Origin of the sequence: Pseudalkalibacillus hwajinpoensis (assembly GCF_039851965.1) — a bacterium.
GTDB lineage: Bacteria > Bacillota > Bacilli > Bacillales > Guptibacillaceae > Guptibacillus > Guptibacillus hwajinpoensis_E.
In genome coordinates, this window is the sequence record NZ_CP156674.1 from 668,175 (window position 1) to 693,524 (window position 25,350).

Genomic DNA, 25,350 nt, shown 5'->3' on the forward strand with positions numbered 1-25,350 from the left:
ATTGGAGGGTGTTTATTTGTTTGACCAGCACTCATCTGATTCATATCCCATTTCAATAAGAAATTCATTCGCGTTTTTCTTGAAAAGCTGTATAACTTCTTCATCAAATTCCTTCTTCCAACTGCCAATTTGTCCTGAACGGAATGTGAACGATTTGCCAGTGTCAATGTTTGCAAGCATGTTCTCAACAATAATTTTTATTGAACATGTTGATAGTCTGCATCGTAAAGAAAACCGACTATCTTCACTAATTCTGCTTCCCTTGAACTTTCTGATTCTGTGAGTTGTTCGAAAGTGACTTTAAGAACATTATCCTCTTGAATCCACCTGTAGAAGCCCGAAATATACGTATGGAAATCTGGCCATTTCTCAGGAACACCTTGAATGAGAACGACTAATTGATCCTTCAAGGTCACATATTTTGATTGAAAATCCTCATGGAGAGGATGCCTAATCCATTTTTCCCGGATAAAGTAAGCCATTGATACCAGAACATCTCTCGAGTCGCGGTAAAGAAAAATATGTTTTAAATTCAACTGGTCAAACATGTCAGCATACCTCACTGAATATCGAACATGAGCAAGTCCAAACTCATCATCAGACAACATCTTCAATCTTGAAGAATGATCATGAAAGACTTCTTCAAAATAGGAAGCACGAGCGACTACTGCATCCAAAAAGAATTTTTTCGACGAATCATTAATATCCATTTTCACCCCCGGTATCCCATTTAAAAGTTGATGAAGTAAATGTGTTCCGCTTTTAGGGACGGATGACATAAAAAAAGCAGGTAAACGTATGGCATGGTTTTGATCTATCATTTATTAACCTCCATAAGAAATAAAATATGTTATTGTATGAAAAACCCGATCACTGTGGACTATTTATCTGACTAATCCTCTCCCAAAATAAAAAAATGAGCAAATTGATCAGGTAGCTTGTCTATGCAACTAAATTTAATATCCATATACTAATTTATCCCCAAATGAAAGGATGATCAAATTGACACAACAGATTTTTGACTTCAGCTCAAGTGTTCCATCGTCTGGAAGTCAATCATTAAACCGCTCGATTCCTACTTCTCCTTCAACAATTAAATTAGCAGCTTTTGGTCTATTTGTACCAGATCAATCAAATAACGTAAAACTCGATGCTACAGTTGGTCTAGAGGCAACCGCCTTAACTCCAACCATTTTATTTAAAGTGTTCAGAAACACAGGAGTTATCTTCTCTACTCGTATCACTGTAGACGCAGATACTGGGGACTTCCAGACCGTTTCATTTCAAGCAATTGACACAAATGCTCCAACTGGATTCCATTCTTATTCAGTAACTGCTGAGCTCGTTCCCTCCATTTTTCTAGATTCAGCACAAGTAGTGGGTCCTGTAACATTTAGTGGATTTTCAATTGGTCAAACCTAGATATTCTTATAATGAGGAACCGAGTGGATTGACTCACTCGGTTCCTTATTATCTCTAAGGTATTTTCAAACCGAAAATGTATCTCCTAACCTTCTTTCTCTAATTAAATTCAACATTACTATTCTTTTTATATGCACTTTGAATAACACAAACTAAGTTGGGACATTTATTAAATGAAGAGACAATATGTAAACGATAAACTAGATTCAACAGTTTTTCACAATTAAAACTAAACAGAATTTCACAAATAAGATTAAACAGTTATTCCAAATTAGCCCCTCCCTTCAATATACTAGAGTTAGTTTATTGAAAGTGAGGATCCAGGAGTGGAACGTTATATGTCTTATGTTGAAATTCACCAATTATACTCGCAAGGTTTTTCAAAAAGTAAAATAGCTAGGAAGTTAGGAATATCTAGAAATAGGGTGATTGATTATTTGAAAATGAGTCCAGATGATTTTGAGGAGTTTATAACTTCGTTAAAGATGAGGGGGAAGAAATTAGATCCATATCAAATACATATCATGGAATGGTTGAAAGAGCATCCTGATTTAACATCAGCTCAGATTTATGACTGGCTGGAGGAAAAACTAAAAGTAAAGGATGTGAGTGAGAATACAGTAAGAAATTATGTAAATGAATTGCGTGACAAGTATTACATTCCAAAAGTAAAGGCTCATCGCACTTACAGTGCGATACCAGAAGTGCCGAGGGGTCTACAAGCTCAGGTTGATTTCGGTCAAACAATTGTGGAAGATGCTGAAAGGAAAAAGCATCGCTTATACTTCATCGCATTCATTTTATCGCATTCGAGATACAAATATGTAGAATGGCTAGATCGGCCGTTCCGAACCACCGATGTCATCCACACACACGAGAAAGCGTTCCAGTATTTCGGTGGGATGCCCCAGGAGATGGTTTATGACCAGGATGCCCTTTTGGCAATTAACGAAAATGCCGGTGACTTAATTATGACTGCAGAATTCACGAAGTACTACCAGGCAAGACAATTCAGAATTTATTTGTGCAGAAAGAGTGATCCAGAATCAAAAGGGAAAGTCGAACAAGTTGTGAAATTCGTGAAGAACAATTTCAGCAACCATCGAACTTATAACAATATTGAGGATTGGAATGCTTCCTGCCTAGCCTGGCTGAAACGCACCGGGAACTATAAAATTCATCACAATATAAAAAAGAGACCAGTCGAGGTGCACGCCCTGGAAAAGCCGCACTTACGCCAAGTCTCAAATACCTATTATCTTTTCGATAATGTTCATAGCCCAAGTATAACAAGAAGCATTCAAAAGGACAATATCATTCGATATGGCGGTAACCGTTATAGTGTACCGAAAGGTACCTATCGGTACGGAGCAGCAAACACGGCTTACGTCATGGAAAAAGAAGGATTCCTATATATTCGATTAAAAGAAGCTGGAAAAGTTATCGCGAAGCATGAAATAACAGACAAAAAAGGAGAAACCATAACCGCCCCTGAACATCGAAATAAGAATACTTCAAAAAGAGATTTACTTATATATGAAATCGAGGATTTCTTTACGGACAAGACTTCTATCAAGTGGTTTATGGGAGTATTAAAAGAACGTTATCCTCGTCACCTAGTTGATCAACTGAAAGTGATCCAATCTTCCATCAAGAACTATCCAAATGAGGTGGAAGAGGCTCTTGTAAAGATAAAACAAATGAATATGACAAGCGCAAATGACTTTCGTGATGTAGTCAAATCGTTAGCGATAGAAAAAGAGAGATTGGTTCTGACCTCCCCACAAGATGTGCAGACAAATGAAAAGTATCAAGCGATCGTTGCACCAGAACGATCAGCGGATATCTATCTCGAAGTGTTGTCAGGAGGTAAGTGAAAATGAACCAGGTATATGACCATCTACAGGAAAAGTGTCGAACCCTCCGTCTCGCAGAGACGGGAAAGAAGCTACCGGAAATTCTGAGAAAAGCAGAAGCTAAAAATTGGACGTACCACGAACTCATTCATGAAGTATTAAGTTATGAAATTCGTTGCAGGGAACAAAAAAACATGGAAAAGATGATGAAGTGGGCGGATTTCCCGGAGAATTTATCCTTCGAAACATATGACCTGAAGGAACAGAATGCCATCGGAGAAAAGCAACTCCATGTGTTACAGGAACTTCATTGGATAGATGAACACTTCACTTTAATTATGATGGGTCCAACTGGAGCTGGTAAGACACACTTATCTGTCGCATTAGGAATACATGCCGTGGAGAATGGATATCAAGTATCCTTCACTTCAATGAGCCAGCTGATGTACATTCTGAAGACAAGAGACTATATCAGCAAATCCAAAACTAGATATAAACGCATTGTATCTTCGGATCTCATTATTATAGATGATGTGATGTATATGACATATGAAGCTCAGGAAGCTCATCTATTTTTTCAGTTTATATACGACTTATATGATAAAGCAGCTTTTATACTGACTTCTAATAAAGGTCCTGGAGAGTGGGGGAAATTCCTTGGTGATCCCACTCTCACCACGGCCATTCTAGATAGGTTATTACACCGGAGTGAGATTCTTACATTTGATAAGGAGGCAGATAGTATAAGGATGAAATATCGGAAAGCAATTTTTGATGCATCACCTGTTGAATCTTAATTGTGGAAAACTGTTTAATATTATTTGTGGAAAATTGTTTGTTTCTACTTGACGGTTACACAATAACAACAATAAACTTCATACCCGGTTATTAATTATTCTTTTAATATGGTCAAGTAACTCTTTAACCCTTATTTCTGTAGAGTGTCTATTTCGAATTAATTCTGCTCCTAGCTGAACGATTTTCATTCTCTCCTCCACATTTTCCAAATAATATTCCGCCTTTTCATAAAAATTTGTATCATCAATCTCAACAAATGTTTTACCATCTATAAATCCAAGATCTCTTAATTCATTGGAACCCGAAGCAAGAAGAAGTGTTTCACAGGCAAGAGTTTCAAAGTATTTCAATATAGGAAAGTGATAATTTGAATCGCAAGTGAAAAAGATTTTTGCCTTATTTAATTCCAGTGCATAATCCTTACCTACTTTATATCCCTGAACGTCTTGAGGCAATTCTTTATAACCTGGATGAGAATGGTAAGTGAAATTAGCATCCCTTTGAAATCTATCTTTTATAACCTGTCTTAAAGGATATAGTTCTTTATAAATTGCCCCCATCATTAAATAATCATTTTCTCTATTTAATTTATAATCTTTAAATATTAACGTTGGAACATGATGAGGGAACCAAATCATTCTGTCTACATATTCCGGATACCATTTTTTAAAGGCTTCGCGATAGTTCGCGAAAATATAACGAACGTTTTCCCGTTCAATAAATTGCCTTCTCTTGTACATTTTGTATTGTAAGTCATGCATTATTATCCCAAAAGGGATATTAATCGATCGCATCCCAGAAATTTCTGGGCAGTAATCAGGTTTATAATCATTAAGTAGGATGAAATCGGGTGTTACTCCAATATGATTAATAATATCCTGAATGTCTCCGTCAATTGACCAAAGATTTAAGTTGCAATGTTTAGTCAATTCCTTAGTTAGATAAAGGCTGCTTTTTTCGATATGCCGGGTATGGTCTTTTGTAATAAACAACAACTTTAGTTTCGACATATAAAACCCCTTCTATTTGTTTGTGAGAGTAAGTTCTGAGCATTCGTTACTTGCTATCTAATCAAACCGAGCGCAGATTTCCTAAACCTGCCTTACTTTTTGTTAATTTCTATTTCTGGAATAGGGTCTTGTGTGTTTCACTAAGAAATAATGAATATTTGTTGAGAAGGAAACAACAAATTGTGAAAAAATTTCGGATTTTATATTATCAAACTTTATGAGTCTTGAATAGGTATGCCTACAATGAATCTCTTCCACAATCCCCTTAATTAGCCACTGAATTTCTATATAATATTCCCGAATCCAAAATAGTTTCAAAAGCTTCTTGGGAAGTGGCCAGACTGTGTAATATTAACCAGCCATATGGTGACTGTGGCCATAAAAAAAGACTCCAATAAATTTATAATTGGAGTCTTTCTGAATTAAATACTCTAAAACTCTATACATGCAACTATGCTTTGCAAAGGAATAATTACTTCGCCAAGACCGCCTGAACCTGGTTGATTCACAACCACATAGTCACTACCTACTTCAATGATTGTTACGTTCATTAATATTGGGTCTCCTGAATTACCGGAATCTCTTAAATAAATTTCAGCTAAAGGTACACCAATATACGCACGTAGCTTAACAAACAGTTTACTCGCCATAAAGCTTCTCCTTTCAATCTGTTAATGTGAGTAAGTCATTCCTACTCTTTACATTCATATGTAATTAACAATCGATTGCATGGACAATAAAACCAAATTTTAAAAATTAATGATAAATATAAACTTATATCATACATAATAAGAATCGATTTTTTAGATAAAGAATATCTATGTGTACCTCTAAATCACCTTCCTTTTCCAGCACATATAAGATTTTAATAAGTATGAGACAAACAACCATTTTATATATTGATAGGCTTTGAACCATGCATAACCCGCATTGTTAAAATATAGTGTATTAATCCTGAAAATTAAAAGGGGTTAAACAAATCAAAGGAGGAAAAATGATGAGTTTATTTGATGATAATGATTGCGGCTGTGGTAAAAGAAAAACCTCTCCTACTAGTAAATGTGATGGCTGCGTCTGCGATGAACTTAGAAAACTAAGGCCAGGACAATTAGTTGACCTAGTACTCAATGGAGAAGACGAGTTTACAGATCTAACTTTTGCTTGCTTCGATCCTAAATCTTGCTGTGTTACTTTTCTCGATGAAGATTATCCATTTATTGTGGATTGTAGAAAAATCCAAGCTATTAGACTGCTATAAAAAAACCTGTTCATATTCCTTAGTAATTAGGCACTTATATTATTTCTTGGAACTATTTCTCGGACCAAGAAATCTAATATTTGAGCCTTTTTTTCTCTTTCCATAACAAAAGAGCAGTCTACTTTGCCCCTGCTCAATATCAGTAATCGATTTTTGATTTATAATCTTCCGTATATTCAACAACAGTACAAAACTTTTTAAGTTTATCGTTTTTCATTTTCCATGAATGGCTATTTTCTTCTTTTCGAATATAAACATATCCCTTGATTGTAGAAGAAAAAATTTTAATTCCATTTAGCTTACAATCTTCACAGAAGGCGGCATCCTCTCCAACAGAAGTGTCACGAAAACCTATGTTATGAAAAACACTTTTCTTAACAAATAACGTCCCTCCCATTAAAATTGCGTTATTATAAACTTCTTCACTATTTGACATAGAGCCAGCAAACTTATAAGGATTAAAAATCGTCAATAACTTTTCACTTTCAAAAAACATATATATGCTTGTTTTCCCAACTACATTAACCTTTGCATTTTGTAAAGCTTTAAGTGATTCAGATAAATAGTGAGAGCTATAATAATCGTCATCATCAAACTTTGCAATAAAATATCCGCTTGCATGCTGAATCCCTTTATTTAAACATTTACCGAGAGATTGATTTTCATCCTCCCTTAAAATTGTTACGTTTTTATACTTTTGGCTTTTGCTTTTCCATTCATTTAAATCGATTGAATTATTATTTATTATGATTACTAATTCTTTATGCTTGTAGTGTTGTTTATCGTAATTCGATAAAATATTTGTTAAACTCTTTTCTCTATTTGTACAAGTAATAACCGAAATCACCACATTCCCTCCTTGCATAACATTTAATACTTAAGCAATTCAAACTGTTATTTAGTCGTCTACAATATTTATTTGATGAACTTCGCTGACAAGTGAAAGATAGGGAAAATGTTCAATCATTCAAGTAGCCAGCCCAAATTTTATAAAGACTTTTATTCATTTCCATGCCCATATCTTGCAGCCTTTGAAATGTACTTAAAAATTGAATTCCTTCAAGTATGATAACGCCATCAATTTTTTTATTTATAAATTGCTGGAAAATATCTTTTGTAGTTCTAGATTCAACAGTATTAACATAACGAGCTATGGTTAAATTGCAAATATTGGAAATTTGCTTGAATTCTTTGCAAGCCTGCTTATTCCCAAGTACAACACAAGTTGGTTCACATGCTCTCGCCTTGTTCATAATTATTTTTTTAATGTACTTGGCAGCAACAACCCAATCTTCATTAATGAATTCATTATTTCCTTTACTTAAGGAGCCCGAGTGTACTCTGTATTGATACAAAACTTTTGGAAGTTTATGTATCTGACCTATTTCAAACATCCTCATCCACAAGTCGTAATCATAGCAAATTTTATAAGACGTATTATAACCGCCAACTTGATTGAACACATCTTTAGAAAACAAAACAGAACCATGGCATAGAGGGTTAATGTAAAAGCGGTACATTCTTAGATGTTCACTATCTACTAAGAAATTTCCATGTTCTTCAGTTTTCAACCGATCATTCCACAAAGACTCAGATCCACTAATACATTCCTTCAGTGCACCAACAGCAACGATTTCTTGTTGTTGGTGGATATATCTTGTTTGTTCTTCTAATCTTGTTGGGAGGCTAAGGTCATCCGCGTCTTGTATGGCAATCCAATTACCGTTAGCTTCATTAATCCCTTTATTTAAAGCATTAGCAGCTCCTTGATTTTTATCAAGATGAATGACACGTACTCTTTCGTCTATTATCTGATCTAAAACTCGTTTTGTGTTATCTGTGGAGCCGTCGTTCACTATAATAAATTCAAAATTGGTATATGTCTGATGAAGGATGCTGTTAATGGCATCTATTAAATATGATTCTTCATTATACACCGCCATTACTACAGAGACGAGCATAAATGCCCCTCCATTTCTTTTCCTTATTCCTCAAGACTAATTAGGCAAAATTTAAATATGTTTTGTATAGTCAGTTGTCTGCGCAATAAATTTACTAACTTTCAATAACAGTTCTTCCGGTATTCTCCATGTGTGTTTATTATGATCACTCTCTCTTACATACACAAAGTGATCTCTGCTTCCTGAATAAACATTTAGGTTTTTCTTTATACAATTTACCGTAAATATTCGATCAACCTCTCTTATCTGAGTAGGAAATTTAACTTCATTGAGAACAGTCTTTTTGAAAAAGAGTGTACTTCCTTGAAGATATTGTTTGCCGAAGCTAGTATTATGTTTGATGTATTGATTTTCGTTTCCCGGATTAAATAAGGATAATGTCTGCCTGGATTTAAAATAGATATAGACCGTTGTTTTACCTAGAACATCTAATTTAAGTTTTGTTAATTTTGAATATGACTCTTTTATATAATCTGGTGAGTAATAGTCATCATCTTCAAAGTTAGCAATAAACTCATAGTTTGCTTTCTCTCCTGCAAAGTTTAAGCACTCCCCTAATGTATATTTTTTAGACAACATATAAACCTTAACATTGCTGTATTGACTAGCTTTATCGTTCCACGAGGTCAAATCCATAGATTCGTCATTTAGTACAATAATCAACTCCTTTTCTGGGAATGTTTGACTTAAGAAATTATTGAATACGTTTTCTAAGCATTGGTCTCTTATTGTACATGTAATTACACTTACCATTTACCATTCCTCCTTCTAAAGCCTTATTTCTGATAACCGATAGGGTTTTTTTGAAACCAATTCGAAGCTGATTGGATCATTTCATTTATTCCATATTTAGGATACCAACCTAACTCCGCTTTTATTTTTTCATTTGAAGCAATTAAAATAGGTGGATCTCCTTCCCTTCTCTTTTTATAAGAAACATTTGCTTTTTTAGTTAATATTGTTTCACAAAATTGAATGACTTCTTTAACGGTGTATCCCTTTCCAATTCCAACATTATAAATTTGATTTAGATTCTCCTTATTAATTAAAGACAATAACGCCAGAAAATGAGCATTAGCAAGATCCTCTACATGTATGAAATCTCTAATACATGTACCATCCCTTGTTTGATAATCAGCTCCCAGGACATTTACACCCTTTTCATCGTTGTCAATTATACTTTTAATTACATTAGGGATTAAGTGTGTTTCAGGTATGTGATCTTCGCCGAGGTCTCCCGATGAATCTGCACCTGCAACATTAAAGAAGCGCAATATGATATATTCCAAATCAAAAGCTTTTGAACAATCCCGAATCATTTGTTCACCCATTAATTTTGACCATCCATATGGATTTATAGGTTTTTTTTCTGCTATTTCTGTAATGAGTGCATCAGACGCTTTACCATAAACTGCACAGGATGATGAGAATACTAAAGTTTTGATATTATGTTTCTTCATCGTATCAAGTAAAATTGCCATACCTGCAACATTGTTCAAGTAGTAATGTGAGGGATTGGTAACTGATTCACCTACATAACAACAAGCTGCTAATTGAATAACAGTTGTGATTGGATATTTAATAAAAACATTTGTTAGATCCTCTTTATTTAATAGATCTCCATCGATAAATGTAGCCCTTGAATTAACGGCATCAATATGACCTGTAGAAAGGTTATCAAATACAATAACTTCAAACCCCTTCTCAGACACTTGCTTTACAACATGACTCCCTATATAACCAGCTCCACCTATTATTAATATCAATTTGAGCCTCCTGCTTGGTTATTTGCCTAAACATGATAACAACGCTATACATACTATATTGATAGGTATTGCAACAACAAATGAAATTTCAAGATCTGAGTGTAGGAGGGATATTGTGAATACAATTATTATTAGTGGCGGGGCGGGATTTATTGGATCGCATTTAGCATTGGATTTGTTACAGAAAAAGCATAAGATAATTTGCATCGATAATCTATCTTCGGGAAATATAGAAAACATAATTAAGCTTAAACAGTACGAAAATTTCTCTTTTCTGAATTATGATATTACCATTGAAGGTATTGAAAAGATAATAGAGAACAAAATAGATGAAATTTATCATTTAGCCTCCCCTGCATCTCCTAAGCAATATCAGTTACATCCCATAGATACAATTAATGTAAACACTAATGGCACACGGAACTTATTGAATCTTGCCAGAAAATGCAAAGCAAAATTCTTGTTTGCGAGCACGAGCGAGGTTTATGGAAATCCCGAAACACACCCGCAAAAGGAGGATTATACCGGGAATGTAAACACCTGGGGTCCAAGAGCATGTTATGATGAAGCAAAACGTTTGGGCGAAGTATATTGCTATTTATTCCATAGTTTATACAACTTAGAGGTAAAGGTAGTTCGACTATTTAATACTTATTCAGCTGGACTTTCATCTGATGATGGAAGAGTAATTTCAAACTTTGTTAACCAGGCAATAAATAATTTGGATATTACCGTTTATGGTGACGGAAAACAAACCCGTGCCTTTTGTTATATAGATGATACTATACGAGGTTTAAAAATGATTATGGAAGATCCCAAAACAAATGGCGAGATAATAAATATAGGGCATCCCAAAGAGCACACTATAATAGAAGTCGCTGAATTGGTTAGAGAACTAGCTAAAAGTTCAAGTGAAATTATATTTAAGCCACTTCCTATTGATGATCCAATAAGAAGGCTTCCCTGTATTCAAAAAGCAAGGTCTTTAATAGGATGGGAACCAGTAATTGACTTAGAAAATGGATTAATTAGGACAATTCAAGACTACAGTAGGAATAATATAGGTATTGTCAAGTAGTGCCGTTATTGTTTTTTATTAAAGATATCTCTTTCAAAAACCGAGAGTGCTCTTCCAACTATTTGATCCATATTGAAGTATTTATACTCAGCTAATCTCCCCAAGAAAATCACTTTTTCTTTTAGCTTCTCTGCTTCAAGATTATATTTTCTATAAAGATCTTTGTTCTCCGTTTTTGGTATAGGATAATAAGGTTCATTTATTTCCTTTAAATATTCAATCGGATACTCTAAAGAAATAGTAGTGCCTTTTGAATGTTGACCAGTTATCTTTTTGTATTCTGTAATTCTCGTGAAATTATATTCGTTTGGGAAATTTACCTGAGCTGCTTCCTGATAACTCTCACTAGAATAATGTTTATACTCAAAGTTCAAACTTCGATAAGGAAGATGACCAAATTTATAATCAAAAAAGTAATCAATTGTGCCTGTATAAACCATTCTAGTATATTTAATTGATTTTATTACTTCTTTATAATCTGCTTTCAATAAAATTTTCACCTTGGGATTTTCAACCATTTTCTTAATCATATTCGTATAACCGTTTAGTGGAACTCCCTGATAAGTATCTTGAAAATAACAGTTATTTCTACTAACAAAGAAAGGTACTCTTCCTGTCACCGATTTATCAAGTTGTTCTGGATTTAGATTCCATTGTTTTTTTGTATACCCTTCATAAACCTTATTGTAAATGTATTGAGCTAAAGTTTGAATTTCCTTTACATCAGAGTCAAGGAGTTGGAAAATAGGTATTTTATCTCCTAATGAGTACTCTTTTAAAAGTGAATTTTCTAATTTACGAGCATATTCGTGTGGAAATAATGCTTGAATCGAATTAAAGTTGAAAGGGATTGGTACTCTTGTACCTTCAATACATCCAAGCACTTTGTGAAAGTAAGGTAACCATGTTGTGAATTGAGATAAATAGTCCCAAACCTTCCTGGAATTAGTGTGAAAAATATGAGGACCATATTTATGGATCAACAAACCATGTTCATCATAATGATCAAATAAATTCCCTCCAATATGATCCCTTTTTTCCACTATTAGCACGGATTGATCTAATTCGTTAGAGATTCTTTCAGCAAGTGTACAGCCCGCTAAACCTGCCCCTACAATTACCCAATCCCACTTCATTTTGAAAGCACCCCATATCTTCTTCATAAACCCCTTATTTATCATCTATGCCTTTTCTCATTAAGTTATACATACAGATATATTAGTTTAATATACCAGTTCTAAGACTTCTTTAATCTCAATTCAGAAAGCTGTCTCCATCCACAATGAGTTTTAAATTGCGGCTCATACTCATCTCCCCACTTTTTCAAAGTATAATAGATTAACCATTCAAAAACTTGATTGTACAACTCAATGTTCTTTGTTGCATTGTTTGGATGTTGTCTATAGTTATAAAGCATTTTATCTATCCATTTTATTTCGTATTTCTCTACGATCAGAAAATCCATCCTTCTATCTTCCATATGCCTTCCTTGCCATGGATCATCTGTTGGCCATCCCCCTAACTCCTTTAGGACTTTCGTCCGATAAAGACGAGGGAATGGGACAAAATTCGATAGTAAGAATTGGTAAGGATTTTCAAAGGTAATGCCCTCTCTCCTTGGAACTTCAATTAATTTGTTTCCATTTTCATCACAATACACATCGGTTTTATTTCCACATATTAACGCTACTTTATTTGAAACATTCTGGACTTCTTGCAAAAGCACCTCTAAGGAGTTTGGAAATAGCCAATCATCAGCATCAAGCTTTAAAGTATATGGTGTATTAATCATTTTCAAACCAGCATTTTGTGCTTTTGATTGACCGTAATTCTTCTTCATCTTTATTAAAATTACTCTTGGATCCATTAAATAATGCTTTATTGTAAAAAGGCTGTTATCATTTGAACCATCATCTACAATAACAACCTTCCAGGATTGATATGTTTGTTGAAATACACTTTCTATAGCCTGCGCTAAGTAGGAACCTGGATTAAAAGATGGAATTAATACTGTTACATCCTGTTTCATATCATCCTCCACCTTCCGAATTCAAGCAAAATATTAAACACTAATAATAAGAAGTTAAAAACTACTTAAGGATCATCGACAATTATTTAGGTTTTAACTCTGCTAAAGTTTTCCATCCATTCACAACTGTGAAGATTGGATCATAGTTATCTCCCCATCTCTTTAGCGCATCTCTAATATTCCATTCGATCATTTCATTCATCACATATAAGTTTGTAGTTAAATTACTCTCATGTTTTCTATAATTATATAAAAGTTCATCAATCCAAAGTATTTTGTATTTTTCAATTAATCGAACGTCAATCCTTCTATCTTCAACATATCTTCCTTCATAAGGATCATCTGTTGGCCACCCTCCTATTTCTTTTAATGCTGAGGTTTTGTAAAAACGAGGATATGGTACATAGTTTTCAAGTAGGAAATCATATTTGTTATCGAACAACCTCCCACCTGTTCTATTATATTTTCCAAATGTTTTACCTTCTTTAGTCTGGTAATGAACGGTTTTATTTCCACATACTAACGCAACATCATCGGACATGGTTGTTGCAATACGTAGTAAAAGTTCTATCGTATTTGGATACAACCAATCATCACTATCTAACATTAGTATATATGGTGTATCAATTACCCCTAGTCCTTTATTCTGGGATTTTGACTGTCCTATATTTTCTTCGTTTTTTAGTAAAGTAACTCTTGAATCATTTAAATAGTCTTCAATATTTAATAAACTGTCGTCAGTAGAAGCGTCATCTACGATAACATGCTTCCAATTTCTGAAAGATTGAGAAGAGACACTTTCAACAGCTTTTTCCAAAAAAACACCAGGATTATAGGAAGCTGTTAAGATAGTGACCATATTTTCATCATTCTTCACAATTATCCCTCCTACTTTTTAGCTAATGCTGTTAAAACAAGTTGATAATTAGGGTCTACATAATTAAATAACGTCGGAGGAAGTTGTTCTTTAGGACATCCATCTAATAAGGCTTTTGCCAGGGCTAAATTCCCATAATTTTTTACGGAGAGTATATGCGTAGAAGGGATAACTTCTTTTAATAATTTGTTTAAAGATAAGTTCGTAAACCTCCAATAATCCCCATGAAAACTCGATTCACAACTTTGACTTAATCCTGTTGTTGTTAACAGTAAGGTTCCACCAGGCTTTAAAGCATTATAAGTGTTAGAAAGCGCAGATCTGATATCATAGATAACATGAAGTACCTGGGTTAAAATAATACAATCGAATACTCCAACTGGTATATTTTCTCCCGTCTCTAAATTCCCTACAATTGTAGCAGCTGGCGAGTCAATTAAATTCAGTACTTCACTTTTTTTTACATTTGTTCCATAACGCTTTGTATATTCTGCATCACCGACTTCTAATACTGATCCATAAATATATTTCTTATTTAATTCTAAAAAATTCTCTATATAATACCGATCAACTGGTGTACCTAGATCAAAACCAAATTCTTTGCTCAATGGTGCTAATGAGTAGTTCCTATCCATATTCATTTCCCCTTCTTTTTTTAAAGTAATAGACTGTATCTGTTAATCCATTGTCTAAATCACGAATTAAACTCCATTTTAATTTAGACAGAGCTTTCCCATTGTCTAATCTGCTAAATAGTATATCTCCTTGTTTTGCTGGCATATAATCTGGTTCATAAAAATGGTTGAATTTAGCTTTTAAAATAGAATACAGTTCGTTTATACTTGTATCAGTATTAGTAGAAATGTTAAATACTTGGTTTTTTCCTAGATTAAGTGATTTAAAAATTGCTTCAGCCACGTCTTTAACAAAAATGAAGTCTCTTCTTTGAGTTCCATCTCCATATACATTAGGTGTTTTGGAGTTAATCAGGTTATCAACAAATACTGAAACTACCCCACTTTCACCTGTGGGATTTTGACGTGGACCGTATACATTTGATAAACGAAGTATCGTATATGGAAGATCGTAAAACTTCTCATAAAACCTGATATATTCTTCGGCGACTAACTTTGATACTCCGTAGAAAGAAGACGGCTTGAGATCTGACGTTTCTAATAATGGTATATCGCTAAGATTTTCCTTATATACAGCTGCAGTTGATGTATAGATTATTTTTTTCACTTTGTGTGTAATACATAAATCCAGGAGATGGATTGTTCCTAATATATTTATCGATGCATCTTCTAAAGGTGATTTGACAGAATCAGATACGCTAACTTGTGATGCCAAATGAATAACGTATTCCGGTCTTTCTTTTTCAAATATCTTTCCTAAATTAGTTGAATTAAGCGATATTTCATAAAATATTGCAGAACTATTCACATTATTTTTTTGACCTCTACACAAATCATCAACTACAATAACACGATAACCTCTTTCAATTAAAAGATCGACGACATGGGACCCAATAAACCCGGCTCCTCCTGTAACCAAAATATTCACATCATACCCCCTGAGCCAATCATTATAGTAGAAACATTTTTAAAATATAATATTTTTCAGCATAATTGCATCCCATCTCCATACCTCGTTTTTCTGCCCATTTTTTCACACTTTCTGGAGAAATCAAGTGGCTTGGTTCCCTAATCTGAGAAGTATGCTTATTAAGTGCATGAATTTTCATATCTATCGATTTTGATATATCTAAATACAATTCCCCTGCTTCATTAATCTTTGGATATTGCCATACCATCAAGGGATATTCAAACATCGCGATTAGTTGATATGATTTATTAGGTGCTGGCCTTAAAGCAGACATACATGCTCTAAATAACACTTGATGATCCTGATGAAAGCTGGGATATGGTATAAACACCATAGTTGGTAAAAAACCATTTATTATGGTATCTAGCTTTGTCACTATTTCATTCATGGGTATAGTATCTAGAAAGCTCTCATGCGATCGATACAATATGTCGTATTCTGTGCATCCTAATAAACTTAGTGCATTTTTCAACTCATTTTCTCGCGTTCTAGCGGTGACTATTTCTTTGATTTTATGTTCAAAGCGAATATCACCGATTGCACCAATTACGACTTTTACTTGATTCTTGAATCTACATGCTTTTTCAATCAGTCCTCCACACCCGAGAATTTCATCATCCGAATGAGGAGCGATAATAAGAATTCGTTGTTTTCCTGTTTCAATCACTATAAACCCCCACATTCAAAAAGAAATTTCATTCTGATAATTTTTACATTTATTATATGTTTGAACCTCTTTTAAAACTGCCTTCTTTATATAAGATGAGATTACTGCCTCTTTTAAATGAGTTAAAGTTATAGGGTTTCACTGCTTTATTAAAAGCTTCCGTGCACCCCGGTATTATTCGGTCGTGTAATTCGATAATGAGTATATTGATCTTGTTTAACCAGTTTTTGTGTCCTTCATTAGTAAATAATTCTTTTTCTGCACCTTCAACGTTCAACTTTAATAAATCTATTCTTTGCATTTTATATTTATCCATTAATGATTCAATTGTCACTGCCTTTATAGATTGTGGTTTTGATTGCTCTGACTCCCTTACAACTAATCCCCATTCACCAAGGCCCACGTCAACTACTTCTAAATAAGTATTTTTACTCCATAGTCCCGAATGGATTGGAACAATGTTTTTATAATTTTTTGTATTTTCTGCAAGTACTTCGTAATTTGATTGATCAGGTTCAATTGCAACGATTTGTGCATTAGGATAATTATTAGCAAAATAAATACTAGTATAACCAGCGTTAGCACCTCCATCTATAATCCATTTAGGTTCAAATGATAGTGGTTTTAGCAAATACTCTTTATCATAAAAAACATACTTTAAAGAACTTAAATCAGTTGAGTTCTTTCTGTAACAAATTGGCTCATTAAAACCACTTACTTTTTTGTATGCCTTCTTATAATACTTCACCATTCAGCACTCCAATTCGGATAATATTTTTAGTCAAACATAGAAAGTCATTAGTTGCTAAGAATGACCATTGATGAGTACAAATCATTTATCTGTTTAGTAACCTTATATAATCCTGCTCCTTACCAATGTCATACCGATCTCCAGTACATTCTTTAGCAAAAAATACTTCTTCTTTCAACATTAGCTGAATTGCATCTGTTAATTGAATTTCTCCACCAAAATCTGGCAAAACCTCACTCAAATACTGATAAATCCCGGAGTTAAATACATATCTTCCAGTTACCGCATAGTTTGAAGGAGGGAAAATCTTGGGTTTTTCTACAATCTCTTTTAAACGATAAAGACCTTCCGAAACTAACTCGCCCTTAATAATTCCATAATCTTTCAACATTTCATTTTGCAATTGTTTTACAGAAATTACATTTTCATTGTACGATTCAAATATCTCTATTAACTCTGCTAACGCTGGTTTACCAACATAAATATCATCTGGTAACAACACAGCAAATGGATCACACCCAGTAAATGGTTCTGCAATTTTGAGCGCATCACCAAGCCCTTTTGCATGCGATTGACGCACATATTGTATATGAACGTCGGGAACAGTAGTCTTCTCAAGTAAATGCGTCTTATTTACCCTTTCCAGAAATGCTTCTAATTCAAGAGAATGGTCAAAATAATCCATTATTAGATTTTTCGTTCTTGAAATCACGATAAGAATTTCTTCTATTCCAGAGGCGACAGCTTCTTCGACTACATAATGGATAGCTGGTTTCCCACCAATTGGAAACATCTCTTTTGGTATCACTTTTGTAATTGGCAAGCTCCTGGTACCGTACCCTGCTGCGGGAATTACCGCTTTCTTAATCATATGCCTTCACCTTCCACGTTTATTTACTTATAGCCTATTCGGTTTAAATAACACAGTAACTTGTCAAACATAAATCAGGCAGTTTAGTTCATTTTTTCCTTTAACAATATATTAGACCATTACCCATTTTACGACCGCCATTCGTTTTAATCACACCAACTACCTATCGCCAAATACAATATAGAGTTAAGAATGTTGAAATTTAATTTAGTGGACATTGGAGGAAAGACAGAGATGGACATATGTATTGTTGGCGCAGGCTATGTAGGATTAACCACAGCGGGCTTGCTAGCGGACCTTGGTCACAATATTCACTGCATTGACAAAGATGTTAAAAAGATTGAAAACTTAAATAAAGGAAAGTCTCCGATCCATGAACCTGGATTAGAAGAACTATTAAATAAAAATCATCAAAATGGGCGACTAATTTTTTCCGATGATCGTGAAGCCTGTTTTCTAAACGCTCCTATTCTATTAATCGCGGTCGGTACACCATCCAGAACTAGTGGTGAGGCTGACCTATTCGCAATAAAAAAAGTCTTTGAGCATATTGCCAGTAAAATCACTTCTTATAAATTAATTATTACCAAAAGTACGGTCCCACCTGGTTCTAATGAGTGGTTCCACCAATACTTGCTTGACTGTGGTGTAGATGAAAAATTGTTCGATATTGTTTCAAATCCAGAATTCTTGCGTGAAGGTTCCGCAGTTCATGACTCGTTTCACCCTGATAAGATCGTAATAGGTTCAAAATCAGTCAAGGCTATACAGGTGCTAAAGGCGATTTACGAGAAATTAAATGCTCCGTTTGTTGAAACCAGTTTGACTGGTGCAGAAATGATGAAGTATGCATCAAATGCTTTTCTCGCCACGAAAATTTCATTCATAAATGAATTTGCAAGAATTTGCGATCAATACGATGTAGACATTACTGAAGTGGCTACTTCTATTGGATTCGACCCTAGAATTGGACCCCACTTTCTTCAATCAGGTCTTGGATATGGAGGGTCTTGCTTTCCAAAAGACCTGGATGCTCTTAGCTATGCCGCTCGGAAAAAGAAAATCAAAACGAACTTACTGGATGCAGTCAAGAAAGTGAATGATCATCAAGTCGATTATTATGTTAATAAACTTGAACTTGAAATCAATGGACTTAAAGGTAAACAAATTACAATCTGGGGTCTGGCTTTTAAACCTAATACGGATGATGTTCGAGAATCCCGCTCGATTAAACTCTGTGAGAAGTTGATTCAAAAAGGTTGTACAGTCATCGCCTTTGACCCAAAAGCCAAAAAGAAGCCTCTTTTTATTGAAGTAGCTGCTAACATGTATCAAGCGGCGAAACATTCCGATGCGCTGATAGTGGCAACTGATTGGGATTTGTTTCTTTCTGCAGATTGGTCTCAAGTGAAAGAGTATATGAAGGGACGAACAATCCTGGATGGACGGAATTACTTAGATCCCGAGGAAATTAGAGCCGCAGGCTTAAGCTATTTAGGAGTTGGAAGACCATGAGAATTCTTGTCACAGGTGTCGCAGGTTTCATTGGGTCTCATCTAAGTGAACAGCTTCTCACTAATCCAAACGTTGAAGTATTAGGGATTGACCAGGGAATTGAATCAGAGCCACTAAAGTTAAGAAATATACGTTATCTATTAAAACATCCACGATTTAAATTGTTTGACCGAGATCTCCTTACAGATGATATTTCCACATTACTAAAAGATCTTAACGTTCTCTATCACCTCGCTGGTATACCCGGTGTACGTTCGAGCTGGGGAAGCGAATTCGAGACCTATTTGCTCCATAACGGACTTGTTACGCAGAAGCTCCTTGAAGCTTGCAAAGGAACTTCTCTTGATAAATTTGTTTATATTTCAACATCTTCTGTTTATGGTGAAAAGGAAGGAAGAGTGACGGAAAACCTTATCCCCATCCCTCTCTCTCCCTATGGCATTACAAAGCTAACCGGAGAACAGCTCTGTAATGTTTACCATCAATATTTTGACATCCCTGTCGTCATTCTTCGTTATTTTACTGTGTATGGGCCACGCCAGAGACCTGATATGGCTTTTCATAGGTTTATCAAGCAACTAATCCTCGGTAAGCCTCTAACAATCTTTGGTGATGGTCAGCAGTCACGGGATTTCACTTATGTGAAAGACTGTGTGAAAGCCACTGCGGCTGTTTTAGAAGCTAAAAATGTCATAGGGGAAACGATCAATATTGGCGGAAAAGAACGTGCTACGGTATTAGACGTAATCTCCATTCTTGAGAACTTATTAAACACTAAAGCAACACTTACTTTTGCGGAAAAAGCAAAAGGAGAACCACGTCATACCTGGGCTGATATTACGAAGGCTGAAAGACTATTAAATTATCAACCAGAGGTCTTCTTAAAAGAAGGATTAAAATATGAGGTTGAAGACTTATCACAACTCTTTAAATCCGGGAGGGAAAGTAATTGAATTTAGCGTTGGTTTGCACAGAAAAGCTTCCTTCTCCCGCCATAAAAGGCGGAGCCATTCAAATGATGATCGATGGCGTTGTACCCTTTCTAAAAACAAATCATAAACTAACGATTTTTTCGGTTAGCGACCCCTTGCTGCAGAATGTGGAAGAACAAGAAAATGTAACTTACATCAGAGTTTCAAGATTGAATTATATTCAGAATGTCGCAGCGAAACTCGCGAAGCTCCCACCATTTGATGTCATTCATGTTTTTAATCGGCCAAAAGCGATTCCAGTTTACAGAGATGCAAGTCCAGAAAGTCAGTTCGTTTTGAGTCTTCATAATGAAATGTTCGCTGAAAAGAAGCTCTCAGATGAAGAGGGTCATCTTGCCGTCCAGGCAGTTTGTTCGATCATGACGGTAAGTGAGTATATTAGAGGTACGGTCATTCAGCGATTCCCAGATGCCGCAGCAAAAACGCATGTTGTGTATTCCGGGGTGGATTTGGCGAAGTTTGAACCTAAGTGGACTGAACGAGGGCAAGAAATTAATTCTCAGCTTAAGAACAAGAACGGCCTTTCTGGTCAAAAAGTCATTTTATTCATCGGTAGACTCAGTCGAACAAAAGGACCACACCTATTAATTCAAGCGTTACCCAACGTGTTAGAGCGGTTTCCTAACACGGTTCTTGTCATTTGTGGTGGGAAATGGTTTAGTGATAACCGCCCTAATGATTATGTTAGGAAGTTACACAATATGGCTAAACCTTTAGGAGAACATGTGCGTTTTACACAATATGTTCCTCATGATAAAATTCCATATTCCTATTTACTTGGAGATGTCTTCGTATGTAGCTCGCAGTGGCAGGAACCGCTCGCCAGGGTGCATTACGAAGCTATGGCAGCTGGAATTCCGCTTATTACAACAAAACGTGGTGGAAACGCAGAGGTTATCACACACATGCATAATGGCATAGTATTAAAGAATTATGCCAATCCTGCCAATTTCGCAGCTGCGATTTGCGATATGTTTGATCATCCTGATAAAGCCATGGAATTCAGTTTAAACGGAAGAGCGTTTGTGGAATCCAATCATCAGTTCTGTCATGTTGCAGAGCGACTTGAAACAATTTATGTAAAAGCATTTAATGAGAAATCTTTTGAACAAGATAATGAAACGAAAACAAACGAGAACGACAATGAAATAACTTCAAATGAAGAGAATAGAATTTTACAATCTTCAAATGATCTACCTTTAGATCAATCTTATAATATAAAAGCAACCAATCATGAACAATGGATTTTTGACAGAGGCTATAGCAAAAGAAAGAGATAGAACCTTTAAGAGTAGGTTCTATCTCTTTCTTTTGCTTTATTCCTCTTCTTCTTCCACTTCCTCTTCTTCTTCTTCTTCCGCTTCTTCTTCAGTTAGATCAAACTCAAATTTATGTGTCTCACCATTGGCCATTTCAAGTTTAAGACCAACTTCTTCCACCTCATTTGATGCGAGTAGTTCCTGTAGCTTTGACATTACCTCTTGATGTTTTGCATTTTCAGACATGATAATTCTCCTCCATTTGATTTAGTTATCTTTGAAACGAATTCTCTATAGGTTATGATTTAGATTGAAAATTGTATAGGGCACTTGATACAAATTTTTTACTTGTATTTTTATTTCTAACATCCATTGCCAGCCACGGAGGAGAGGAAGAACCTTCTGATTTCATGTGATAAACATTAAATTTTAATTCTTTATCCTCTTTAATTATTTCATCTAAAGCGTCATCTTCAGTTTTTGGTTCGCTTATTGTGATCGGTCCATTCTCGCTTTCAATCTTTTGATCCAAAGCTAATTCTTGAGGATCTGTAGTCTCTTCTTTAAGTTCTGGTTTTTCCGTTGCTTCATCTATTTCTTTCTGTCTCTTTGGCACGGTTTGTGCAGCACTATTATATGGTTTGAAGTTTTCGTTGAATAATTGAAGAGGTTTATTGATTGTTTTCACATTTAATGAATAAAATTTTGACTGCTTTACTTGCTGGTGTTCTTCCATTTCTGTATCAGACTCGACAGCTTGAGAAAGTTTTTCTTCTTCAAAAGCTTCATTTGAGGGAGTTTGACTAGTAGACAAAGCTTCTTCTGAAGCTTTACTTTCAACCGAATTATCAACCAACCCATTTGGAAGCTCTTTCAACGTCTTTTTTGGTACATCAGGATGAGAAACCTTGGAGGTTGTATTAACCTCTAACTCCAATTCGTCACTATCAACGATTTTTTCATATTCAGCATAGCTCCATCCCATCGAACCAGGTGGAGAAAATTGAAATTCTTCTAAATCAAGTTTAGGAATGGATTCGATGTCATGTTGCGAGGTGTGTGCCACTTATTAGTTACCTCCCTTAATTTCGTTAAATATATCATCAAAGTGAGTTAGAAAGTCTTCCTTCGAATTCTCGACTGCTACAATATTACGAATATGCATCATATATTTTTCATCCGACCATGATCGCTTCTGACTGAGATAGTATTTATGTGCAATTGCGCAGAAAAGATGTGGAAATTTCAAGTCAGACCAGATGACACGATATTCTCCCTCCGTTAACGGATGAACATGATCGTAACTTTTTAACATATCAGTAGCCAGTTCATGATCCCAGACAGCTAATTTTTTCATTACTTTATTCAATAGAATTCGAATGTCACGACAGGGCAGATCAGCATTAACAGAGTGAAGATCCTTCATGAATGCTATCTTGTCTTTTTCAATCATACGCGCCATTGTGAAATCCTGCTGACAAAATAATTTTGATTCGAAAACGGCTTTCGTCCATTTCTTGAATTCTGGACGATCAAGTTCCGCTAATGACTCTTTTGCTCGAACGAGCATACGATCTGCATTTTCAAGAAACAGGAGAGAAAATGGATCATCGACATAATTTGCTGCTAGTTTTTGATAGCCTTCAAGCTCCTGTATTTTCCATCTATAGAGCTTATGCCACTTATCAATTCGACTTCTTTTTCTACTGCCTTCTGGCTGGATATATCCCTTTGATGCGTGATGAAAATGGCCAATGAATTCCATTGTTTTTTTAACCTGTTCCTTATCATAATAAAGCATCGGCTCCCCATCAAAATGTTCATAAAGCACATAGGCATGATCATCACCAGAAAGACACAACCCATTATTTTTCGTAGGAATAAGTTTGGCTATTGGCAAACCATTCTGTTGAAGGTGCCAGTGAGCACCAGCAATGTAAAGCATCCTTTCAGGTCTTATAAATTCCTGTCTTAATATCATCGAACCTTTGTCTGTCTGTACATGCCACTTCGTTCTTCCACTTCTACTGAAAAGTAATCGAATATCTTTAACTTCTATTGGATAAAAACTAAGAACTTTTTGCAACTCCTCGAGTTGAGGAACGGGAGCTGTAAAGCCTTCTTCACGTTCTTCAAGATCTTGATCCAGATTAAATTCTTCTCCCACGTGATTTCTCCCTCACTTTCTTTAACGTTTCGCAGCAGTCTCGTAGACTGTCCTTAAATTACCTGCTACTCGGTCCCATCCAAACTGACCTTCTACCTGCCTCCGACCATTTTTACCTAACCGTTCACGATTCCCTTCATTCGAAAATAAGGAATTAATAATTTGTGCATAGGCTTCAGGTTGATCAAACTGATGAATAATGTGACCATTCCTGCCTTCATCAATCACTTCCGGATTCCCACCTCTATCACTTGTGAGTACTGGAAGACCTGCCGCCATCGCTTCATAATGAACCCTGGCAAGGGGCTCCTGCCACTGTGAACAACATACGAAGACATCTGCCATAGAATATAACTTTGGAATATCTTTAGGTTCTACGAATTTAATGAAAGTAAGGTTATCCGGGTACATAGCCCCCAGTGTATATAGATGCTTTACATAATTATTAACATTATTTTCTCCAAACCATTTTGAACCTATAAAGACCATATGAGCATCAGGATGTTGCTCGATAATTTGTGGTAAAGAATGCAAAAGGATATGCGGTCCTTTCACCTTACTAAGTCTGCCTACAAAAAGTACGATTTTTTTATCGATCAAATTGAGCTGAGATCGAACTGATTGTCGTATATTTTTCCCTTCCGTAGTCCATCTTGGGTGATAAGTACTTAAGTCTACTCCTGAATAAACCGTTTGTACCATACCTTTAGCTGAAGAAAAACGATTGGTTATTGTCATACCAATATAATCGCTCACCGTTACGACTTTCGAAACGAGTGATAAACACTTCACTCCATCTTCTTCAGTCATCTTCCCCTCAGCGAACATTTCATTATGAACGCTTAAGATAAATTTACTCTTCGGTGATGCCTCTTTCAGTTGTTCAATCCACAATGGGCGATTGCATACATGAATGACGTCAAAGCTTTTGGTTTTAATTAAAGCTTTCACATCTGCCACATAGTTCTCTTGATTGATTCGTACAAATTGAACCCCATCAATCGTTTCTGATTGTTTTAGATCTCTGTCCTCAATTGAGATAACGGTTACGTGATGGTGTTTAGCTAATCGTTTAGAAACGGCTTCAAGATAGATCTGAATTGCACCACCTCGTATTGCTGGTACAGGCAATTTTTCTGTTGCAATTAACGCGATATTCATTTTCACCCTCCTTTAAATCCTAAGAAGAATCTTTCTTCTCATCATCTATAAGTAAGTTTTTCATCCAACTAGACATACAAAAAGTAAAACAGTAGGAAACGTTCTATTAGCATGATACGGAGGGAAATTCCGGGTTGTGCGAAATCCCAATCCCTTTTCCTAAAAAGGGCTTATTCCACAGCCTACATGCACCTAATTTCTGTTAAGAATGTTCAAGTAGTGTGTCATCCCTATACAAATATCCATATCGTAATATGAAAAGACTTAATTGGTAGGTGAAGGGTTTGAAAAATTGGCAGAAGAATAA

General features: G+C 35.3%; 28 protein-coding genes. 8 read left to right on the forward strand and 20 right to left on the reverse strand.

Annotated elements, in window-relative coordinates; genetic code table 11:
- Window positions 1-12: 12 nt before the first annotated feature.
- Both ABFG93_RS03385 and ABFG93_RS03390 read right to left on the reverse strand, forming a co-directional pair.
- Window positions 13-180, reverse strand: coding sequence for a hypothetical protein (locus tag ABFG93_RS03385; protein WP_347550652.1), 168 nt, complete (start codon window positions 178-180; stop codon window positions 13-15).
- 17 nt (window positions 181-197) lie between these two features.
- Window positions 198-821: a sulfotransferase domain-containing protein gene (locus ABFG93_RS03390; protein ID WP_347550654.1), complete on the reverse strand. Its 624-nt coding sequence runs from the start codon at window positions 819-821 to the stop codon at window positions 198-200.
- Between the two features lie 181 nt (window positions 822-1,002).
- On the opposite strand from ABFG93_RS03390, the gene ABFG93_RS03395 reads away from it, so the two are divergent.
- The 3 genes from ABFG93_RS03395 (at window position 1,003) to istB (ending at window position 4,075) form a co-directional block, all read left to right on the forward strand.
- The gene (locus ABFG93_RS03395; protein WP_347550656.1) at window positions 1,003-1,422 is read left to right on the forward strand and encodes a hypothetical protein; all 420 of its coding nucleotides are present in this window, start codon (window positions 1,003-1,005) and stop codon (window positions 1,420-1,422) included.
- Between the two features lie 338 nt (window positions 1,423-1,760).
- Window positions 1,761-3,299 (forward strand): IS21 family transposase, encoded by a 1,539-nt coding sequence (istA, locus tag ABFG93_RS03400; protein WP_347548681.1) that lies wholly within the window; start codon window positions 1,761-1,763, stop codon window positions 3,297-3,299.
- A gap of 2 nt (window positions 3,300-3,301) precedes the next feature.
- A complete protein-coding gene (istB, locus tag ABFG93_RS03405) occupies window positions 3,302-4,075 on the forward strand; it encodes an IS21-like element helper ATPase IstB (protein ID WP_347548682.1) in 774 nt (257 codons plus the stop codon).
- A 78-nt stretch (window positions 4,076-4,153) separates the two neighbouring features.
- Here the strand turns inward: istB and ABFG93_RS03410 are convergent, their stop codons facing one another.
- On the reverse strand, window positions 4,154-5,086 hold the full coding sequence (locus ABFG93_RS03410) for a glycosyltransferase (RefSeq protein ID WP_347550657.1): 933 nt from the start codon (window positions 5,084-5,086) through the stop codon (window positions 4,154-4,156).
- Between the two features lie 431 nt (window positions 5,087-5,517).
- Window positions 5,518-5,736 carry a hypothetical protein gene (locus ABFG93_RS03415; protein ID WP_347550659.1) on the reverse strand — a complete coding sequence of 73 codons (219 nt, stop codon included), beginning with the start codon at window positions 5,734-5,736 and terminating at the stop codon, window positions 5,518-5,520.
- A gap of 344 nt (window positions 5,737-6,080) precedes the next feature.
- Between ABFG93_RS03415 and ABFG93_RS03420 the strand changes: the two genes are divergently transcribed.
- Window positions 6,081-6,344: a hypothetical protein gene (locus ABFG93_RS03420; RefSeq protein WP_347550661.1), complete on the forward strand. Its 264-nt coding sequence runs from the start codon at window positions 6,081-6,083 to the stop codon at window positions 6,342-6,344.
- A gap of 139 nt (window positions 6,345-6,483) precedes the next feature.
- On the opposite strand, the gene ABFG93_RS03425 is transcribed toward ABFG93_RS03420, so the two are convergent.
- From ABFG93_RS03425 to galE, 4 genes are all read right to left on the reverse strand, one after another.
- Window positions 6,484-7,191 carry a glycosyltransferase gene (locus ABFG93_RS03425; protein ID WP_347550663.1) on the reverse strand — a complete coding sequence of 236 codons (708 nt, stop codon included), beginning with the start codon at window positions 7,189-7,191 and terminating at the stop codon, window positions 6,484-6,486.
- Window positions 7,192-7,303: 112 nt separating this feature from the next.
- Entirely contained in the window at window positions 7,304-8,305 is a 1,002-nt protein-coding gene (locus tag ABFG93_RS03430) for a glycosyltransferase family 2 protein (protein ID WP_347550665.1), read from the reverse strand.
- 51 nt (window positions 8,306-8,356) lie between these two features.
- Window positions 8,357-9,058, reverse strand: a complete 702-nt coding sequence (locus ABFG93_RS03435; RefSeq protein WP_347550667.1) for a glycosyltransferase family 2 protein — start codon at window positions 9,056-9,058, stop codon at window positions 8,357-8,359.
- 23 nt (window positions 9,059-9,081) lie between these two features.
- The gene (galE, locus tag ABFG93_RS03440) at window positions 9,082-10,071 is read right to left on the reverse strand and encodes a UDP-glucose 4-epimerase GalE (protein WP_347550669.1); all 990 of its coding nucleotides are present in this window, start codon (window positions 10,069-10,071) and stop codon (window positions 9,082-9,084) included.
- A gap of 115 nt (window positions 10,072-10,186) precedes the next feature.
- On the opposite strand from galE, the gene ABFG93_RS03445 reads away from it, so the two are divergent.
- Complete coding sequence (locus ABFG93_RS03445) at window positions 10,187-11,149, forward strand: NAD-dependent epimerase/dehydratase family protein (RefSeq protein ID WP_347550671.1); 963 nt, start codon at window positions 10,187-10,189, stop codon at window positions 11,147-11,149.
- Window positions 11,150-11,154: 5 nt separating this feature from the next.
- Here the strand turns inward: ABFG93_RS03445 and glf are convergent, their stop codons facing one another.
- The 8 genes from glf to ABFG93_RS03485 all read right to left on the reverse strand — a co-directional run bounded on the left by glf (window position 11,155) and on the right by ABFG93_RS03485 (window position 17,949).
- Entirely contained in the window at window positions 11,155-12,312 is a 1,158-nt protein-coding gene (gene glf, locus ABFG93_RS03450) for a UDP-galactopyranose mutase (RefSeq protein WP_347550672.1), read from the reverse strand.
- Window positions 12,313-12,386: 74 nt separating this feature from the next.
- Window positions 12,387-13,178 carry a glycosyltransferase family 2 protein gene (locus ABFG93_RS03455; protein WP_347550674.1) on the reverse strand — a complete coding sequence of 264 codons (792 nt, stop codon included), beginning with the start codon at window positions 13,176-13,178 and terminating at the stop codon, window positions 12,387-12,389.
- 82 nt (window positions 13,179-13,260) lie between these two features.
- Window positions 13,261-14,055 (reverse strand): glycosyltransferase family 2 protein, encoded by a 795-nt coding sequence (locus tag ABFG93_RS03460; RefSeq protein WP_347550675.1) that lies wholly within the window; start codon window positions 14,053-14,055, stop codon window positions 13,261-13,263.
- Between the two features lie 11 nt (window positions 14,056-14,066).
- Window positions 14,067-14,690 (reverse strand): methyltransferase domain-containing protein, encoded by a 624-nt coding sequence (locus ABFG93_RS03465; RefSeq protein ID WP_347550676.1) that lies wholly within the window; start codon window positions 14,688-14,690, stop codon window positions 14,067-14,069.
- Entirely contained in the window at window positions 14,683-15,618 is a 936-nt protein-coding gene (locus ABFG93_RS03470) for an NAD-dependent epimerase/dehydratase family protein (RefSeq protein ID WP_347550677.1), read from the reverse strand. The genes ABFG93_RS03465 and ABFG93_RS03470 overlap by 8 nt, the downstream gene beginning before the upstream one ends.
- Before the next feature lie 22 nt (window positions 15,619-15,640).
- Window positions 15,641-16,327: a PIG-L deacetylase family protein gene (locus tag ABFG93_RS03475; RefSeq protein ID WP_347550679.1), complete on the reverse strand. Its 687-nt coding sequence runs from the start codon at window positions 16,325-16,327 to the stop codon at window positions 15,641-15,643.
- 52 nt (window positions 16,328-16,379) lie between these two features.
- Entirely contained in the window at window positions 16,380-17,078 is a 699-nt protein-coding gene (locus ABFG93_RS03480) for an FkbM family methyltransferase (RefSeq protein WP_347550681.1), read from the reverse strand.
- An 85-nt stretch (window positions 17,079-17,163) separates the two neighbouring features.
- On the reverse strand, window positions 17,164-17,949 hold the full coding sequence (locus ABFG93_RS03485; protein ID WP_347550683.1) for a UTP--glucose-1-phosphate uridylyltransferase: 786 nt from the start codon (window positions 17,947-17,949) through the stop codon (window positions 17,164-17,166).
- Window positions 17,950-18,183: 234 nt separating this feature from the next.
- On the opposite strand from ABFG93_RS03485, the gene ABFG93_RS03490 reads away from it, so the two are divergent.
- Genes ABFG93_RS03490 through ABFG93_RS03500 form a run of 3 tightly spaced genes read left to right on the forward strand, consistent with a single transcriptional unit; the run spans window position 18,184 to window position 21,736 of the window.
- Window positions 18,184-19,464 (forward strand): UDP-glucose dehydrogenase family protein, encoded by a 1,281-nt coding sequence (locus ABFG93_RS03490; protein WP_347550684.1) that lies wholly within the window; start codon window positions 18,184-18,186, stop codon window positions 19,462-19,464.
- The gene (locus ABFG93_RS03495; protein WP_347550686.1) at window positions 19,461-20,417 is read left to right on the forward strand and encodes an NAD-dependent epimerase/dehydratase family protein; all 957 of its coding nucleotides are present in this window, start codon (window positions 19,461-19,463) and stop codon (window positions 20,415-20,417) included. Before ABFG93_RS03490 ends, ABFG93_RS03495 begins: the two co-directional genes overlap by 4 nt.
- Window positions 20,414-21,736 carry a glycosyltransferase family 4 protein gene (locus ABFG93_RS03500; RefSeq protein WP_347550687.1) on the forward strand — a complete coding sequence of 441 codons (1,323 nt, stop codon included), beginning with the start codon at window positions 20,414-20,416 and terminating at the stop codon, window positions 21,734-21,736. Before ABFG93_RS03495 ends, ABFG93_RS03500 begins: the two co-directional genes overlap by 4 nt.
- A gap of 36 nt (window positions 21,737-21,772) precedes the next feature.
- On the opposite strand, the gene ABFG93_RS03505 is transcribed toward ABFG93_RS03500, so the two are convergent.
- The 4 genes from ABFG93_RS03505 to ABFG93_RS03520 all read right to left on the reverse strand — a co-directional run bounded on the left by ABFG93_RS03505 (window position 21,773) and on the right by ABFG93_RS03520 (window position 25,043).
- Window positions 21,773-21,961 carry a hypothetical protein gene (locus ABFG93_RS03505; protein ID WP_347550689.1) on the reverse strand — a complete coding sequence of 63 codons (189 nt, stop codon included), beginning with the start codon at window positions 21,959-21,961 and terminating at the stop codon, window positions 21,773-21,775.
- Between the two features lie 52 nt (window positions 21,962-22,013).
- Window positions 22,014-22,781, reverse strand: a complete 768-nt coding sequence (locus ABFG93_RS03510) for a hypothetical protein (RefSeq protein WP_347550690.1) — start codon at window positions 22,779-22,781, stop codon at window positions 22,014-22,016.
- Between the two features lie 3 nt (window positions 22,782-22,784).
- Window positions 22,785-23,801, reverse strand: a complete 1,017-nt coding sequence (locus ABFG93_RS03515) for a CotS family spore coat protein (RefSeq protein ID WP_347552742.1) — start codon at window positions 23,799-23,801, stop codon at window positions 22,785-22,787.
- Window positions 23,802-23,903: 102 nt separating this feature from the next.
- Entirely contained in the window at window positions 23,904-25,043 is a 1,140-nt protein-coding gene (locus ABFG93_RS03520; protein ID WP_347550692.1) for a glycosyltransferase family 4 protein, read from the reverse strand.
- Window positions 25,044-25,350 lie beyond the last annotated feature (307 nt).

What these genes read in the sequence shown, in the direction of transcription:
- ABFG93_RS03430 (WP_347550665.1), bottom strand. Translation starts at nt 8,305, where the DNA reads ATGCTCGTCTCTGTAGTAATGGCGGTGTATAATGAAGAATCATATTTA.
- ABFG93_RS03420 (WP_347550661.1), top strand. Translation starts at nt 6,081, where the DNA reads ATGATGAGTTTATTTGATGATAATGATTGCGGCTGTGGTAAAAGAAAA.
- glf (WP_347550672.1), bottom strand. Translation starts at nt 12,312, where the DNA reads ATGAAGAAGATATGGGGTGCTTTCAAAATGAAGTGGGATTGGGTAATT.
- ABFG93_RS03505 (WP_347550689.1), bottom strand. Translation starts at nt 21,961, where the DNA reads ATGTCTGAAAATGCAAAACATCAAGAGGTAATGTCAAAGCTACAGGAA.
- ABFG93_RS03455 (WP_347550674.1), bottom strand. Translation starts at nt 13,178, where the DNA reads ATGAAACAGGATGTAACAGTATTAATTCCATCTTTTAATCCAGGTTCC.
- ABFG93_RS03390 (WP_347550654.1), bottom strand. Translation starts at nt 821, where the DNA reads ATGATAGATCAAAACCATGCCATACGTTTACCTGCTTTTTTTATGTCA.
- ABFG93_RS03495 (WP_347550686.1), top strand. Translation starts at nt 19,461, where the DNA reads ATGAGAATTCTTGTCACAGGTGTCGCAGGTTTCATTGGGTCTCATCTA.
- ABFG93_RS03465 (WP_347550676.1), bottom strand. Translation starts at nt 14,690, where the DNA reads ATGGATAGGAACTACTCATTAGCACCATTGAGCAAAGAATTTGGTTTT.
- ABFG93_RS03480 (WP_347550681.1), bottom strand. Translation starts at nt 17,078, where the DNA reads ATGGTGAAGTATTATAAGAAGGCATACAAAAAAGTAAGTGGTTTTAAT.
- ABFG93_RS03485 (WP_347550683.1), bottom strand. Translation starts at nt 17,949, where the DNA reads ATGATTAAGAAAGCGGTAATTCCCGCAGCAGGGTACGGTACCAGGAGC.
- ABFG93_RS03490 (WP_347550684.1), top strand. Translation starts at nt 18,184, where the DNA reads ATGGACATATGTATTGTTGGCGCAGGCTATGTAGGATTAACCACAGCG.
- istA (WP_347548681.1), top strand. Translation starts at nt 1,761, where the DNA reads ATGTCTTATGTTGAAATTCACCAATTATACTCGCAAGGTTTTTCAAAA.
- ABFG93_RS03520 (WP_347550692.1), bottom strand. Translation starts at nt 25,043, where the DNA reads ATGAATATCGCGTTAATTGCAACAGAAAAATTGCCTGTACCAGCAATA.
- ABFG93_RS03410 (WP_347550657.1), bottom strand. Translation starts at nt 5,086, where the DNA reads ATGTCGAAACTAAAGTTGTTGTTTATTACAAAAGACCATACCCGGCAT.
- ABFG93_RS03435 (WP_347550667.1), bottom strand. Translation starts at nt 9,058, where the DNA reads ATGGTAAGTGTAATTACATGTACAATAAGAGACCAATGCTTAGAAAAC.
- istB (WP_347548682.1), top strand. Translation starts at nt 3,302, where the DNA reads ATGAACCAGGTATATGACCATCTACAGGAAAAGTGTCGAACCCTCCGT.
- ABFG93_RS03415 (WP_347550659.1), bottom strand. Translation starts at nt 5,736, where the DNA reads ATGGCGAGTAAACTGTTTGTTAAGCTACGTGCGTATATTGGTGTACCT.
- ABFG93_RS03385 (WP_347550652.1), bottom strand. Translation starts at nt 180, where the DNA reads ATGCTTGCAAACATTGACACTGGCAAATCGTTCACATTCCGTTCAGGA.